General features: G+C 70.9%; 12 protein-coding genes. 2 read left to right on the top strand and 10 right to left on the bottom strand.

What is annotated here, in order from left to right; genetic code table 11:
* Window positions 1-27 precede the first annotated feature (27 nt).
* The 10 genes from DEJ48_RS24330 to DEJ48_RS24285 form a co-directional block, all read right to left on the bottom strand.
* Window positions 28-1,458, bottom strand: coding sequence for an NAD-dependent malic enzyme (locus tag DEJ48_RS24330; protein WP_150218268.1), 1,431 nt, complete (start codon window positions 1,456-1,458; stop codon window positions 28-30).
* Window positions 1,459-1,859: 401 nt separating this feature from the next.
* Complete coding sequence (locus DEJ48_RS24325) at window positions 1,860-4,226, bottom strand: HelD family protein (protein ID WP_150221363.1); 2,367 nt, start codon at window positions 4,224-4,226, stop codon at window positions 1,860-1,862.
* A gap of 120 nt (window positions 4,227-4,346) precedes the next feature.
* Window positions 4,347-5,153, bottom strand: coding sequence for an anti-sigma factor family protein (locus DEJ48_RS24320; RefSeq protein WP_150218267.1), 807 nt, complete (start codon window positions 5,151-5,153; stop codon window positions 4,347-4,349).
* Window positions 5,150-5,725, bottom strand: coding sequence for a sigma-70 family RNA polymerase sigma factor (locus DEJ48_RS24315; RefSeq protein WP_150218265.1), 576 nt, complete (start codon window positions 5,723-5,725; stop codon window positions 5,150-5,152). Before DEJ48_RS24315 ends, DEJ48_RS24320 begins: the two co-directional genes overlap by 4 nt.
* 103 nt (window positions 5,726-5,828) lie before the next feature.
* Window positions 5,829-6,422: a CGNR zinc finger domain-containing protein gene (locus tag DEJ48_RS24310; RefSeq protein WP_150218263.1), complete on the bottom strand. Its 594-nt coding sequence runs from the start codon at window positions 6,420-6,422 to the stop codon at window positions 5,829-5,831.
* 243 nt (window positions 6,423-6,665) lie between these two features.
* Entirely contained in the window at window positions 6,666-7,841 is a 1,176-nt protein-coding gene (locus tag DEJ48_RS24305; RefSeq protein ID WP_150218262.1) for a uroporphyrinogen-III synthase, read from the bottom strand.
* 169 nt (window positions 7,842-8,010) lie between these two features.
* A complete protein-coding gene (locus DEJ48_RS24300; protein ID WP_150218260.1) occupies window positions 8,011-9,363 on the bottom strand; it encodes a nitrate/nitrite transporter in 1,353 nt (450 codons plus the stop codon).
* 156 nt (window positions 9,364-9,519) lie between these two features.
* Window positions 9,520-10,566, bottom strand: coding sequence for a hypothetical protein (locus DEJ48_RS24295; protein WP_223832189.1), 1,047 nt, complete (start codon window positions 10,564-10,566; stop codon window positions 9,520-9,522).
* Window positions 10,557-11,225 carry a hypothetical protein gene (locus tag DEJ48_RS24290; protein ID WP_150218258.1) on the bottom strand — a complete coding sequence of 223 codons (669 nt, stop codon included), beginning with the start codon at window positions 11,223-11,225 and terminating at the stop codon, window positions 10,557-10,559. Before DEJ48_RS24290 ends, DEJ48_RS24295 begins: the two co-directional genes overlap by 10 nt.
* Window positions 11,226-11,474: 249 nt before the next feature.
* Window positions 11,475-11,993 carry a MarR family winged helix-turn-helix transcriptional regulator gene (locus DEJ48_RS24285; protein WP_150218257.1) on the bottom strand — a complete coding sequence of 173 codons (519 nt, stop codon included), beginning with the start codon at window positions 11,991-11,993 and terminating at the stop codon, window positions 11,475-11,477.
* Between the two features lie 148 nt (window positions 11,994-12,141).
* On the opposite strand from DEJ48_RS24285, the gene DEJ48_RS24280 reads away from it, so the two are divergent.
* Both DEJ48_RS24280 and DEJ48_RS24275 read left to right on the top strand, forming a co-directional pair.
* A complete protein-coding gene (locus DEJ48_RS24280; RefSeq protein ID WP_223832188.1) occupies window positions 12,142-13,209 on the top strand; it encodes an EamA family transporter in 1,068 nt (355 codons plus the stop codon).
* A gap of 52 nt (window positions 13,210-13,261) precedes the next feature.
* Window positions 13,262-13,912 carry an NAD(P)-dependent oxidoreductase gene (locus DEJ48_RS24275; RefSeq protein WP_150218255.1) on the top strand — a complete coding sequence of 217 codons (651 nt, stop codon included), beginning with the start codon at window positions 13,262-13,264 and terminating at the stop codon, window positions 13,910-13,912.
* Window positions 13,913-14,069: the final 157 nt, after the last annotated feature.

Raw genomic sequence — 14,069 nt, 5'->3', positions numbered from 1 at the left:
GCCCGGGTCCCGCGACGCGCCGTGTCCCTAGGCCGTGGCGCCTGTCACAGCGGCTCCGGCGGCCTTCGCGGCGGTCCGCACGGCGTCGGCCACGGCGGGCGCGACCTTGTCGTTGAAGACGCTGGGGATGATGTAGTTCCGGTTGAGCTCGTCCTCGGCGACGACGTCGGCGAGGGCCCCGGCGGCGGCCAGCATCATCTCCGTGTTGACGGTGCGCGACTGGGCGTCGAGCAGGCCGCGGAAGACGCCGGGGAAGACCAGGACGTTGTTGATCTGGTTCGGGAAGTCCGAGCGCCCGGTGGCGACAACTGCGGCCGTCTGGCGGGCGATTGCGGGGTCGACCTCGGGGTCCGGGTTCGCGAGCGCGAACACGATCGCGCCTTCGGCCATGGCCGCGACGTCGTCGCCGTTCAGCACGTTCGGGGCCGACACGCCGATGAAGACATCGGCGCCGACGACGGCCTCCTTGAGGGTGCCGGTGAGGCCCTCGGGGTTGGTGTTGTCGGCGATCCAGCGCAGCGGCGAGTCGGCGTCGTGGGACACCAGGTCCTCGCGGTCGGCGTGCACGACGCCGTGGATGTCGGCCACGACGGCGTTCTTGACGCCGGCGGCGAGCAGCAGCTTCAGGATGGCCGTGCCGGCCGCGCCGGCGCCCGACATGACCACGCGGACGTCGCCCATGCCCTTGCCCACCACGCGCAGGGCGTTGGTGAGGGCGGCGAGGACGACGATGGCGGTGCCGTGCTGGTCGTCGTGGAAGACGGGGATGTCGAGGGCCTCGCGCAGCCGGGCCTCGATCTCGAAGCAGCGGGGCGCGGAGATGTCCTCCAGGTTGATGCCCGCGAAGCCGGGGGCGATGGCCTTGACGATCTCGACGATGGCGTCGGTGTCCTGGGTGTCCAGGCAGATCGGCCAGGCGTCGATGCCTGCGAAGCGCTTGAAGAGGGCCGCCTTGCCCTCCATGACCGGCAGCGCGGCCTTCGGGCCGATGTTGCCGAGGCCGAGGACGGCCGAACCGTCCGTTACGACCGCAACGGAGTTGCGCTTGATGGTGAGGCGGCGCGCGTCCTCGGGGTTCTCGGCGATCGCCATGCAGACGCGGGCGACACCGGGCGTGTAGACCATGGAGAGGTCGTCACGGTTGCGGATGGGGTGCTTCGACGCCATCTCGATCTTGCCGCCGAGGTGCATCAGGAACGTACGGTCGGAGACCTTGCCGAGGGTGACGCCCTCGATCGTGCGCAGCTGCTCGACGATCTCGTCGGCGTGCGTGGTGGAGGACGCCGCGATCGTCACGTCGATCCGCAGCATCTCGTGGCCGGAGGCCGTGACGTCGAGGCCGGTGACCGAGCCCCCGGAGGACTCGACGGCCGTGGTGAGCTGGGAGACCGCCGTTCCGCTGGCGGGCACCTCCAACCGGACCGTCATCGAGTAGGAGACGCTGGGCGCCGTTGCCATGGCCGACTTCCTCTGCTTTCACCTTGTAGCTCTTGCCGTCCGATGGTCGCACCTACCGCCGAGTACGTGGTAGCCGCCCCGGATTGAGAACGTTTTGTTCACCGGCCAGTGCGCTGCGTTTTTGGAAACTGGTTTCCACCATACGAGAAGTTGGGCCGTCGCGGAAGAGGGTCCCGGAACACGGAAAGAGGCCCACGTCACGTGGTGACGTGGGCCTCTCCCGTACGTTCATGACACCGACCCGCCATGCTCGCCTCGCGGCAAGTGGTCGCTCGTAGCGACGATGGTTGGGCCCGGGGGCTTGGATCGAGCCGGTGCCACATCCAAGGTAACAAACGAACCCCGTAAGGCAATTCCCGTCCCGCGAACCCGCCCGGACCAATCCCGGGAACGTGCCCGGATCAGTCCCTGAGCAGGTCCGGCACGCCGTCCTCGTCCGGCTCGTCGCGCTCCCCCGACAGGACCGTGAGCTGCTGCGTCGCGCGGGTCAGCGCCACGTACAGAACGCGCAGGCCCGCCGGGGACTCGTCCGCGATCTCCGCGGGCGACACGACGAGCGTCGCGTCGTACTCCAGACCCTTGGCCTCCAGGCTGCCGAGCGCCACGACCCGGTCGCCGAGGCCGTCGAGCCAGCGCGCGGCCTGCTCGCGCCGGTTCATCGCCACGACGACGCCGACCGTCCCGCCGACCCGCTCCAGGAGCCGCGCCGCCTCCTCGCGCACGGAGGCGGCGAGGTCCTTGTCCCGTACGACGGCGAAGCGGGGCTCCACGCCGGTGGAGCGCACCGCCGACGGGGACTCGGCGCCCGGCATCGCCAGGGCGAGCACCTTCGCGGCGAGCTCCGCGATCTCGGCGGGGTTGCGGTAGTTGACGGTGAGCTCGAAACGGCGGCGCGGACGGGTCCCCAGCGCCTCGTCACGGGCCTCGCCCGCCTCGTCCGGGTCCGACCACGAGGACTGGGCCGGGTCGCCGACGACGGTCCACGTGGCGTGCCGGCCGCGGCGGCCGACCATCCGCCACTGCATGGGGGTGAGGTCCTGCGCCTCGTCGACGATGACGTGCGCGTACTCGGTGCGTTCCGCGGCGAGCCGCTCGGCGCGCTCGCGCTGGGACTCCTCGCGCTGCGGCATCAGCTCCTCGAGCCCGGTCAGCAGGTCGAGGGGGTCGAGGTCCCGCTTCTTCTTGGGGCGGTGCGGCGTGCCGAGGATCGCCTGGAGCTCGTCGAGGAGCGCCACGTCGTGCACGGACAGGGCGTCGCGCCGCAGCGAACGGGCGACCTTGCGGACCTCGCCCGGGTTGAGGACCCGGCGCGCCCACCGCCCGAGCCGCTTCTCGTCGCCCATCGCCGCGAGCACACCGCGCGGGGTGAGCTCAGGCCACCACGCGTCCAGGAAGTGGATGAAGTCGTCCTCGGACGTGATGTCGTCGTCGAAGGAGGAGCGCAGCTCGGCGGCGAGCTCGGGGTCGGTGTGCCGTCCCGCCGCGCCGGACTGCGACCACAGGGCGTCCAGGAGGAGCTTGCGGGCGCGGGGGCGCAGCAGGTTGACGGGGGCGGTGCCGCCGAGGGCGTTGCGGCGGATGCGGTCCAGCTGGTCGGCGTCGAGTTCGAGGCGGCGGCCGAAGGCGACCACGCGCAGGCGGGTCGGGGTGGTGGCGGGCCGCGGGTCCGCGGGCTCGTCGTCGTCGCCGAAGGACAGCTGCCCGTTCTGCGGGGCGGCGGCCGGAGCGTTGGCCGCCGCGTGGGCGGTTGCCCCCTCCAGCGCGCCCCGCGCCGCCTTCCTCAGGACCTTCAGCATCCGCGAGGAGCCCTTGGCCCGTGCCACCGCGGGGCTGTCGTACTCGGTGGCCTCCACGCCCTCCACCAGCGAGCCGACCGCGCGGATCGCGACCTGCCCCTCCTCTCCGAGGGAGGGCAGCACGCCCTCCGTGTAGGCGACCAGGAGCGGGGTCGGGGAGACGATGAGGATGCCGCCCGCGTACCGGCGGCGGTCCTGGTAGAGCAGGTACGCGGCGCGGTGCAGGGCCACCGCGGTCTTGCCGGTGCCGGGGCCGCCCTCCACGTACGTCACGGACGCGGCGGGCGCGCGGATGACCAGGTCCTGTTCCGCCTGGATCGACGCCACGATGTCCCGCATGGAGTGGCTGCGGGCCTGGCCGAGGGCGGCCATCAGGGCGCCGTCGCCGATGACGGGGAGCACCTCGCCGTCCAGGCGCGCGGTGAGCTCCGGGCGCATCAGGTCGTCCTCGACGCCGAGGACCTTGCGGCCCTTGGAGCGGATGACGCGGCGGCGCACGACGCGGCCCGGGTCGACGGGGGTCGAGCGGTAGAAGGGCGCGGCGGCGGGCGCGCGCCAGTCGATGACCAGCGGGGAGTAGTCCGCGTCGAGGACGCCGATGCGGCCGATGTGCAGCGTCTCCGCGATCTCCGCGTGCTTGCCGCCCTCGTCCTCGTGGACCGCGCCCTCCGCGGGCTCGACCGCCGTGTACGCGCCGTCGGGCCCCTTCTTGCCGTCCTTGCCCTGGAGCAGGTCGATGCGTCCGAAGAGGAAGTCCTCGAACTCGTTGTTGAGGCGGTTCAGATGGACGCCGGCGCGGAAGACCTGCGCGTCGCGTTCGGCCAGCGCGCCGGGCGTACCGACCTGGGAGCGCTTGGCCGCGTCGTTCATCAGGAACTCCGCCTCGTGGATCTTCTCCTCGAGGCGTCGGTAGACCTGGTCGAGATGGTCCTGTTCGACGCTGATCTCGCGGTCGCGCGTGCCTGACGGCATTACTGCGTTGACGTCGGCCACCGGGGCCCCTTTCACACCGTGCTGCTGCCCGTACCGAGCAGCCGTCCACCTTAGGCGAAAGGGGCCCATCCTGTGCACTTGTCGTGCACGAGCGGTGCCCTATGCGTCGACCTTGACCAGCCGGTCGCCATCGAACGTGGTCACTTCGAAGTGGTCGATGTCGTTGCGGTCCATCGCGGCGCCCCCGTGGACGTAGAGCGGACTGCGCGCCCATTTGTTCGGGCTGTCCTTGATGCCGTACCCCCACTCGGGCACCGACCAGCTGCTGACCGTCTCCTTCTCGCCGTCCTTGCCGACCGCGATCAGCGAGCACTTCAGCGGGCCCTTGACGTTCTTCAGCTCCAGGACGGCGTGCGTGCCCCAGGCCTTCTTCTCCGTGCCGACGGTGGCGCTGACCTTGGTCTTCGGGTCCGTGGCCCGGACCTTCTCCTCCATGTGGTGGAAGAAGGCGTCCTCGGCGGGGCTGGTGGGATGCGGTTCGGCGGCGATGTCCCTGGTCGCGTCCGTACCGCCGTCGTCGCCGGTCACCGCGAGGACGGTGAGCGGGCCGCCGACGATCAGCGCGACCGCCGCCGCCACCAGGTACAGGCCGCGCCTGCGCCCGCGCTCCCGCTTGACGGAGACCTCCGCGACGAGCCGTTCGGCGAGGCGGGGGCCCGGCCGGGCGGCGAGCTGCTCACCGATCGCGGGCACGCCGCGCGGGCCGGGGAAGTCCGCGAGGGCGGCCAGCATCGGCTCCATGCCGGAGAGCTCGTCCAGCTGCCGCCTGCACGGTCCGCACCCGGCGAGGTGCGCCTCGAACCGCGTCGCCTCCGCGTCGTCCAGGAGCCCCAGGGCGTAGGCACCGACGGTCTCGTGGACGTCGTCGTCCTGCCGCGCGCCGTGGTGGCTGTGGAACTCGGTCATGCCGTCACCCCCCGCTCCTCGAGCGCCAGCTTCATCGAGCGAAGCGCGTAGAAGACCCGTGAACGGACCGTCCCGCTGGGTATGCCCAGCGTCTCGGCCGCCTCATTGACCGTACGCCCTTTGAAGTAGGTCTCGACAAGTACCTCCCGATGTGCGGGAGTCAGGTCCTCCAGTGCGTCGGAAAGCGTCATCAGCCACAGTGCCCTGTCGATCTCGTCCTCCGCGGGGATGACCTCCAGCGGCGACGGATCGACCTCCTGCGGCCGGGCCTGCCGGCTGCGGTGGCCGTCGATGACGATGCGCCGGGCGACCGTCACCAGCCAGGGGCGTACCGAACCGGTCGCCCTGTTGAGCTGACCGGCGTTCTTCCAGGCACGGATGAGCGTCTCCTGCACGACGTCCTCGGCGCGCTGCCGGTCCCCCGCCACCAGCCGGAGCACGTAGGCGAGCAGTGGCCCCGCGTGCTCCTGGTAGAGGGCGCGCATCAACTCCTCGTCCGGGCCCGGAGGCCGGCCGAGACGATGGCGGTGCGGCTGCGGGCGCTCATCGGCCACGGCGGAATCCTTGCGCACGCGTACCTCCGGTGTCCGCGCTTTCGGCGGGTCGGGCGGGTCTTACGACGGAGGTACGCAGATGGGGGTGCGGGCGTTCAACGGAGGCCGTATCGGGCCCCGTTCACGGTCGAGCGAGCGCCGCCCTGCGGCGGTGTCTCGCCACCCGTTCCCGGTTGCCGCACACCTCGCTCGAACACCAGCGGCGCCGACGCCCGCGGGACGTGTCGAGGTACACGATCGGGCAGTTGTCGCCCTCGCACTGGCGGAGCAGGGCGCGGGCCACCGGGTCGGTGAGGAGGTCGACGGCATCCCTGGCGACGGCGGCGACGAGCGCCGCGCAGCCGGGTTCGCCGCGCAGGACGCGTACGAGCGTGCCGTCGGCGGCGCGTACCGCGCGGGGGGCCGGGGGCGCCGCGGCGGCCAGCGCGTTGACCCGGTCGAGCGCGGCCGCGGCGGCGAGGGGCCGCCCCTCGATCTCGCCGCGCACCAACTGCCCCACGTGGGCGCGTAGTTCATGGAAGGCGACGAGCCACTGCGGCCCGGCGCCGTGCAGTAACGCTTCCGCGGGTACGAGGCCCGCGCCGACGAGCCAGGCGCGCAGCCGCGCCACGGAGTCGAGCCGTTCCACGGGGTGGCTCGTCGCCACGAGGTCCAGACAGCTCCGCCCCGAGTCGAATCGCAGCTCGTACGGAGCCGGGGCCGTGCCCAACGCCATGCGCGTGTCACCGCCTTGGGGGTTATGACACAGGTTCTCACCGGTGAGTGAATGCCGTTGCGTACCCCTACAGTGCACTCCCCCGGGCGGGTCCGGAACCCGGCGTACCAGGTTCCCCCGAGAACGCGGGCCTCCGGCGGGGCAGCCGTGGAGCCGTTACGGGCATACGCGGAGGCAGCAACGGGCGTACACGAAGGCCGTGACGGGCGTACACGGAGGCCACAAGCGGCCTGCGCGGCGGCCTCACCCCGCGTACTTCGACCCCGACGACGACGGGTCGACGGCGAGCCGGTAGCCGCGCTTCACGACGGTCTGGATCAGCTTCGGCGTGCCGAGCGCCGTGCGCAGCCGGGCCATCGCCGACTCCACCGCGTGCTCGTCGCTCCCCGCGCCCGGGAGCGCGCGCAGCAGTTCCGCGCGGGCGACGACCCAGCCGGGGCGGCGGGCGAGGGCGGCGAGCAGGGCCATGCCGGCGGGCGGCACGGCACGCAGCTCGTCGTCGACGAGGACGGCGTGCCCGCGGATCTCCACCCGATGCCCGGCCACGGCCAACACCCTTGCCCTCCCCGGCAGTTCACGGCACAGCACCTGGACGAGCGGCCCGAGCCGGAACCGCTCCGGCTGCACCGTGTCGATGCCGACGGACTGGAGCGGCAGCGCGGTGACGGGCCCCACGCAGGCCGACAGCACGTCGTGCCGCAGGGCGGCGAGCAGCTCGGCGGTCATGCCCCGCTCCTCCGCGCGGGCGAGCAGGGACGCGGCGGCGGGCGCGCTGGTGAACGTCAGCGCGTCGACCCCGCGCCCGACGGCCGCGTCGAGCAGCCGGTCCACGGGCGTGAGGTCCTCCGGGGGCAGCCACCGGTACACGGGCACCATGACGACCTCCGCCCCGCCGGCCCGCAACGCCTCGACGAACCCGGGCAGCGGCTCCCCGTGCAGCTGCAATGCGATGCGCCGCCCGTCGACCCCCTCCCCCAACAGCCGGTCGAGGACCTCCGCCATGGATTCGGAGGACGGCGACCACTCCTCGGTGAGCCCGGCCGCCCGTACGGCCCCCTTGACCTTCGGCCCGCGGGCGAGCAGCTCGACCCCGCGCAGACACCTGAGCAGCGCCTCCCCGTGCCCCCATCCGTCGGCGGCCTCGACCCACCCGCGGAACCCGATGGCGGTGGTGGCGACCACGACATCGGGCGCCCGCTCGATCAACTGCTTTGTTGCGTCGAGCAGTTCACTGTCGTCGGCGAGCGGCACGATGCGCAGGGCGGGCGCGTGCAGGACGGTGGCGCCGCGCCGCTCGAGCAGCGTGCCGAGCTCGTCGGCGCGGCGGGCGGCGGTGACGCCGACGGTGAACCCGGCGAGGGGGCCGGGGGCGGCGGGGCCGTTCGAATCGTTCGGGTCGTTCCTGGGTGTGGCGTGCATAGGCTGCTCTCGTCTGGGTCCCGTCGGTTCCGGGCGGAGGACCGAGCGTGTCAACGGCGCGTGACGCCCCAGGTTCGCCGCGATGTCCACCGTGTTAAGCGTGACGCGTCACGGACGCGGTGGCACGTACGACGTATCACGTACGACATGTCACGTCTGACATGGAGAGTCACACATCAACGTAACGGAGCGACGACCGGTCCCCGGCCCCGGCCTCGGCCTCGCCTGTCGCGACCGTCCGGGCGACGGGCCGCCGGAGGTATACGACGTAGGTGACACAGGCACACACCCCGTAGAAGGCGAGGAAGACGAGATAGGCGCCGGTGCCGGAGCCCACGGTCTGGAAGGACTGCCGCAGCGCGAGGTTGATGCCGAGCCCGCCGAGACCGCCGACGGCGCCGATCAGCCCCATGGCCGCACCGGACAGCCGCCGCCCCTGAGCGGCGGCGTCCTCCCCGGTGAGCCCCCGGGCCTCGGCCTTGGCCTGGAAGATGCCGGGGATCATCTTGTACGTGGAGCCGTTGCCGAGCCCCGTCAGGACGAAGAGCGCGACGAAGGCGCCGACGAACAGCGGCAGCGACTCGCGCAGGGAGGCGATGACGACGACGCCGGTCGCGGCGCCCATGGCGAGGAAGTTCCCCAGGGTGATGCGGGCGCCGCCGAACCGGTCGGCGAGCCGCCCGCCGACGGGCCGTACGAGCGAGCCGAGCAGCGGCCCGACGAAGGTGAGCTGCGCGGCCTCCAGCGGCGTCCGTCCGAACTGCGTCTGCAGGACGAGCCCGAAGGCGAATCCGTACCCGATGAACGACCCGAAGGTCCCCACGTACAGGAACGACATGATCCACGTGTGCGGGTCTCGGACGGCGGCTTTGACGGCGCCCGTGTCATTGCGGACGGAGGAGATGCTGTCCATGAAGAGGTAGGCACAGACGGCCGAGAGAACAACGAACGGCACATACACCCCGAGCACGACACGGGGCCCGCCGCCGGCCCCGATGACGGCGAGCCCCACGAGCTGCACGACGGGCACGCCGATGTTGCCGCCCCCGGCGTTGAGCCCGAGCGCCCACCCCTTCTCGCGCAGCGGGAAGAAGGAATTGATGTTGGTCATGCTGGAGGCGAAGTTGCCCCCGCCGACGCCGGTGAGCAGCGCACACAGCATGAAGGTGCTGTACGAGGTCCCCGGCTCCATCACCACGAAGGCGGCGACGGTGGGCAGGAGCAGCAGGGACGCGGCGATGACGGTCCAGTTCCGCCCTCCGAACCGGGCGACGGCGAAGGTGTACGGCACGCGGACGACGGCGCCGACGAGGGTCGCCATCGACACGAGGAAGAATTTCCCCGCGGCGTCGATCCCGTACTCGGGCCCCATGAACAGGACCATCACCGACCAGAGGCTCCACACGGAGAACCCGACGTGCTCGGACAGCACGGAGAACACGAGATTCCGCCGGGCGACCCTCTCCCCGCCCTCCTCCTTCCAGAACCTCTCGTCCTCCGGCTCCCACCGCTCGATCCACATCTCACGCCTCCAGGGTGTAGTCCGCGGGCAGCGGCCAACGCCCCAGAAACTAGGGATCTCGCATTTCAACGCTGTACCGCCCGATGACCACGACGGAACGTTGGTCTCACGGGGGTGGGGTGGGGGGTGGTGAGGCGGGGCTTGACCGCGGGCGGCTCAACGGTTGATGGACTGCACTTCCTCGACCTCGACCTGCTGGTCGGCGCCGAACCGCCCGTCGGGGAGGTTGCCGCCCTCGCCGGTGGTGCTGGTCCAGCTGATCTTCCAGGTGACGGTGGCCCGGAGGTCGTACGAGTCCCCGTCCGAGGAGCGCAGGTACTTCACGCCGCACGGCGGATCCGTGTCGGCGGGCGTTCCCTTGGCCCGCGGCACGCCGATCTTGCCGCCCTCGATGGGGCATTCCCCGGAGGCGGGATAGGTCTCGGCGTCCTCCGTCCCCGGGTCGATCGACAGGGACACGGGTTCGGCCGTCGTGGTCGCGGACAGCCCGGACCCGGGGATGCTCGCGGTGACGGACACCTTCTTGAACTTCGCCTTGTCCAGCCAGGCCCAGGTGGGGAGGTTCACCTTCGTCGTGCCTTCGGGGGCGAGCTCGATGTCGGTGCTGGGCACGGGGAGTTCGTCGTAGGCGTACTCGGCGAGGATCCTGGGGGAGACGGCGAGGGGTTCCTTCGGTGTCTCACCCTTGTCGACCCAGAAGGGGAGCTTGTTGCAGGAGTTGGCCTCAGGGTCATTCTTGCGTTTCTCGTTGATGGTCGCCGCCCAGAACTGCCCCTCGCCCTGCTTGTCGAGGTTGTAGTTCTTGTAGGGGTGGCCTTCCTTGAAGTACGAGTCGAACACCCCGCCCACCAGCTCGCCGATTCCGAGCATCCCCACCTGCCGGATCGCTTTGACGGTCGCCTGGATCTGCTTGGGCGAGTAGGCGGGCTCGTACCAGCAGGCCGGTGGGTCCCAGTTGCTGTCGGCGGGAGTGAGCGTGCCGGTCTTGGCGCTTTCGCGGGCACCGTTGACCGTCGTCTGGATCTTCGTCTGGACGGTGAGGTTGCGGTCCTGGCGTCCCCCCGCCGCCTCCGAGTTCTCCGTGGTGCCCGTCGCCTCGTGCCCGCCGCGGGCGTATGCGGCGGAACCGGGGAGTGCGGCCATGGCCAGCACGAGGACAGGGACCGTCCAGCGGCCGGCCGTTCGCTTGTTGGCTACGCGCATTCCTTCGCCGCCTTCTCGCTGGAGACGCGCGTCGTCTGCCACACGCCGGAGCCGTTCTTCTCCAGGCGAGTGTTGTAGAAGATGTAGTCCTTCGCGGTGGCCGGAGCCTCCCCGGACGACCTGTCGACCTTGCCCGTCTTGCGGTCCTTGGGATAGGTCTGGGTGTCGTCCATGCAGTACGTCACCGCGGCGGCGCCGCCCTCGAGGAACGTGACCTGTCGATTGAAGTACCGAGTGGTCCCCTCGAAGCTCTTGCCGTCCTTGTGGTACCCCTCCACGTACTTGGCCGCCGACAGGAGCGCGTCCCCCGCCGAGTAGAACTTCAGCGCGGGATGGCCCTTCGCCTCCCCCGTGATGGCCTCGTCGACCGACTCGATCCGCCGTTCGTTGTCTGCCAGCACCGCATCCTTCTTGGCGTCACCGGTCTTGCGGCCCTCGAAGACGTTCTTCACGTCCTTCGGAAGCTTGATCTCGGGCCGGTCGATCCCGTCGTCCGACGCCTTCGGCGACGGTGAGGCCGACGTGGACGCGCCATTGTCGGCGCCCGCGATCTTGTCGCCGTCCTTGGAGTCGTCACCGCCACCTCCGCAGGCGGAGAGCGAGAGGGCGGCAGCAGCGGCGAAGGCAGCCGCTGAGAGCAGGGCAGGACGACGGTTCACTACGAGCTCCTGGTGGGGGAGGGTTCTCTGCAGGGAACCAAGCTATCCAGGGAGGAAAGGCCGGGTCACGTCGAGCCCTCAGCCCGTATGAGGCATACGCGGACATACCATCCACGCATCCGCCTCGTTGACGTAAAACAATCACCGGGTACGCCTAGTTGGTCACCGAATACCCCGGCACGAAACCGAGGGCGTCTGTTCGCAGCCCGCAACAGCAACCGACCTGACGCACACCAACCCGAAGCACCCTCACCCCAAGTGCGTATCCCCGAGCGACACGAGAAGTCGCCGCAACGCCCCATCGAGGGCCGCCCGCTCCTCCGGCGACAGAGCCGCCAGCATCCGCTCCTCGTTCGCGATGTGGTCCACCACCGCACGGTCCACCAGGTCGCGGCCCGCGTCGGTGAGGCGGACCCGGATGGCGCGGCGGTCGTTCGGGTCCGGGTGGCGTTCGACCAGGCCCTTGCGCTCGAGCTTGTCGAGGCGGTTCGTGATGGCGCCGGACGTCACCATCGCGGTCTTGAGGAGCCCGCCCGCGGTGAGTTCGTGCGGGGCGCCGACCCGGCGCAGCGTGGCGAGGACGTCGAACTCCGCGAACTCCAGGCCGTACTCGACGAAGACCCGCTTCATGCCCTTGCTCAGCAGATGGTCCGCCCGTTTGATGCGGCCGACCAGAGCCATCGCGTCCAGCTGCGCGAGGTCCAGGTCGGGACGCTCGCGGCGCCACTGGCTCCGCAGTTCGTCGATGGCGTCGTCGTGGTCGGTCATCGCGTGTCTCCACTCTCCTCCGCCGGCCCCGGACGACAATCTCTCAACGTTCAGATACTTGACGTTCGCAGACCCTGGGTTCATATTTATCTCAACGTTGAGAATAACAGCGTTCAGGGGAACGCTGAGAGGACCGTGGGGGACCGTCATGTCCGATACCAGGATCAAGAGCACCAGCATCACCACCCCGCGCCCGATGCGCCCGAAGCAGGCTTCTATCGTGGAGCAGAGCATGGAACAGAGCGCGGAAAAGAACTCACCCGCCCCGACCGCCCAGCCCTCGGCCCGCCCCGCGGCCGATCCCACGGCCCATCCCGCAGCCCGCCCCACGGCCCGCCCCTCCGCCAAAGCCGCCGCCGGCTTCGCCGCGCTCGCCGCCATCGGCCCCGCCACCTGGGGCACGACCTACGTCACCACCACCGAACTCCTCCCCCCGGACCGCCCGTTGCTTGCCGCCGCCCTCCGCGCGCTGCCCGCCGGGCTCATCCTGCTCGCCCTCACCCGGCGGCTGCCGAGCGGCGACTGGTGGTGGAAGGCCGCCGTCCTCGGCATCCTCAACTTCGGCGCCTTCTTCCCGCTCCTCTTCTTCGGCGCCTACCACCTGCCCGGCGGCGTCGCCTCGACGATCAGCGCGGTCATGCCCCTGCTCGTGGCGGGCTTCGGCATCGGCGTACTGAAGGTGCGGCCCACCCGCCGTACGCTGCTCGCGGGCCTGGTCGGCGTCGCGGGTGTCGCCCTCCTCGTCCTGCGCGGCAGCGCCACCGTCAACCTCGCGGGCATCGTGGCGATGCTGACGGCGACCACGCTGATGGCTCTCGCCGTGGTGCTCAGCAAGCGGTGGGGCCGCCCCGAAGGCACGTCACTGCTCGCCCTCACCGGCTGGCAACTGACCGCGGGCGGACTGGTCCTGGCGCCCATCGCCCTCACCGCGGAGGGCCTTCCGGGCCACTTCACCGGGGCCAACATCGCCGGGTACACCTACCTCGGCATCATCGGCACGGCGCTCGCGTACGCCCTCTGGTTCCGCGGCATCGAACGCCTCCCCGCCTCCTCCGTGTCCTTCCTCGGCCTGGCCAACCCGGTCGTCGCGACGCTCGCAGGCCTGGTGATCCTCGGACAGACGCTCACCGTGTGGCAGGTGGCCGGACTGGTCCTCGTCCTGGGCAGCGTGGCGCTCGGCCAAAGCCGCAGCAAGGCGCCCCGCGCCCGCGCATAACCCCCTCCCGCACATCCCCCGCCACTACCTACTCGCCCCACAGGAGCCCACCATGCGCATCACCGTCTTCGGAGCAGCCGGAAACGCCGGAAGCCGCGTCGTCACCGAGGCCCTTGCCCGCGGCCACGAGGTCACCGCGGTGGTCCGCGACCCGTCCCGCTACTCGGAGCTGCACCCGGACGCCACACCCCGAACCGGCGACGCACAAGACCCGGCCCGAACAGCCGACTTGAGTACGGCCCAGGACGTCATCGTCAACGCCACGAGACCGGCTCCGGGCCACGAACGCGAACACCCGGCGATCACCAGAGCCCTCCTGTCGGGCCTCGCCGACGCCCCCGACGCCGTACGCCTCATCGTCATCGGCGGCGCGGGCAGCCTGACGGTCCCCGGCACGGAGGGCCGCCTCGCCATCGACGACCCGAGGTACGTCCCCGCGGCCTGGCGCCACATAGCGGAGGCATCCAACGCTCAGTACGAGGCGCTCCGCACGGCGGACACGAAGGTGCCCTGGACCTACATCAGCCCCTCGGCCCTCTTCGAACCGGGCACGCGCACGGGCAAGTACCGCCTCGGCAAGGACGAACTCCTGGTGGACGCGGACGGCAACTCGTCGATCTCCATGGAGGACCTGGCGGTGGCACTCCTGGACGAAGCGGAATCCCCCACCCACCACCGCACCCGCTTCACGGTCGGCTACTGAGCTACGGCTCTCGGGGCGTGCACTACTCGGACGCCGTGGTCGACGTGACGGAGTCCGTCCGCCAGATGCCGTCACCACTCCTCTTCACACGGGTGCTCACGAACGCGTAGTCACTGAACAAAGCTATGCCTGAGCACCGGCAGGCGCCAACGGCGGT

Origin of the sequence: Streptomyces venezuelae (assembly GCF_008642315.1) — a bacterium.
Classification (GTDB): Bacteria; Actinomycetota; Actinomycetes; order Streptomycetales; family Streptomycetaceae; genus Streptomyces; species Streptomyces venezuelae_D.
This window is presented reverse-complemented; position numbering and strand designations above follow the sequence as displayed.

Bases quoted from the DNA above. Each gene is read 5' to 3' on its own strand.
- DEJ48_RS24330 (WP_150218268.1), bottom strand. From the start codon at position 1,458: ATGGCAACGGCGCCCAGCGTCTCCTACTCGATGACGGTCCGGTTGGAG.
- DEJ48_RS24325 (WP_150221363.1), bottom strand. From the start codon at position 4,226: ATGCCGTCAGGCACGCGCGACCGCGAGATCAGCGTCGAACAGGACCAT.
- DEJ48_RS24320 (WP_150218267.1), bottom strand. From the start codon at position 5,153: ATGACCGAGTTCCACAGCCACCACGGCGCGCGGCAGGACGACGACGTC.
- DEJ48_RS24310 (WP_150218263.1), bottom strand. From the start codon at position 6,422: ATGGCGTTGGGCACGGCCCCGGCTCCGTACGAGCTGCGATTCGACTCG.
- DEJ48_RS24305 (WP_150218262.1), bottom strand. From the start codon at position 7,841: ATGCACGCCACACCCAGGAACGACCCGAACGATTCGAACGGCCCCGCC.
- DEJ48_RS24300 (WP_150218260.1), bottom strand. From the start codon at position 9,363: ATGTGGATCGAGCGGTGGGAGCCGGAGGACGAGAGGTTCTGGAAGGAG.
- DEJ48_RS24295 (WP_223832189.1), bottom strand. From the start codon at position 10,566: ATGCGCGTAGCCAACAAGCGAACGGCCGGCCGCTGGACGGTCCCTGTC.
- DEJ48_RS24285 (WP_150218257.1), bottom strand. From the start codon at position 11,993: ATGACCGACCACGACGACGCCATCGACGAACTGCGGAGCCAGTGGCGC.
- DEJ48_RS24280 (WP_223832188.1), top strand. From the start codon at position 12,142: ATGTCCGATACCAGGATCAAGAGCACCAGCATCACCACCCCGCGCCCG.
- DEJ48_RS24275 (WP_150218255.1), top strand. From the start codon at position 13,262: ATGCGCATCACCGTCTTCGGAGCAGCCGGAAACGCCGGAAGCCGCGTC.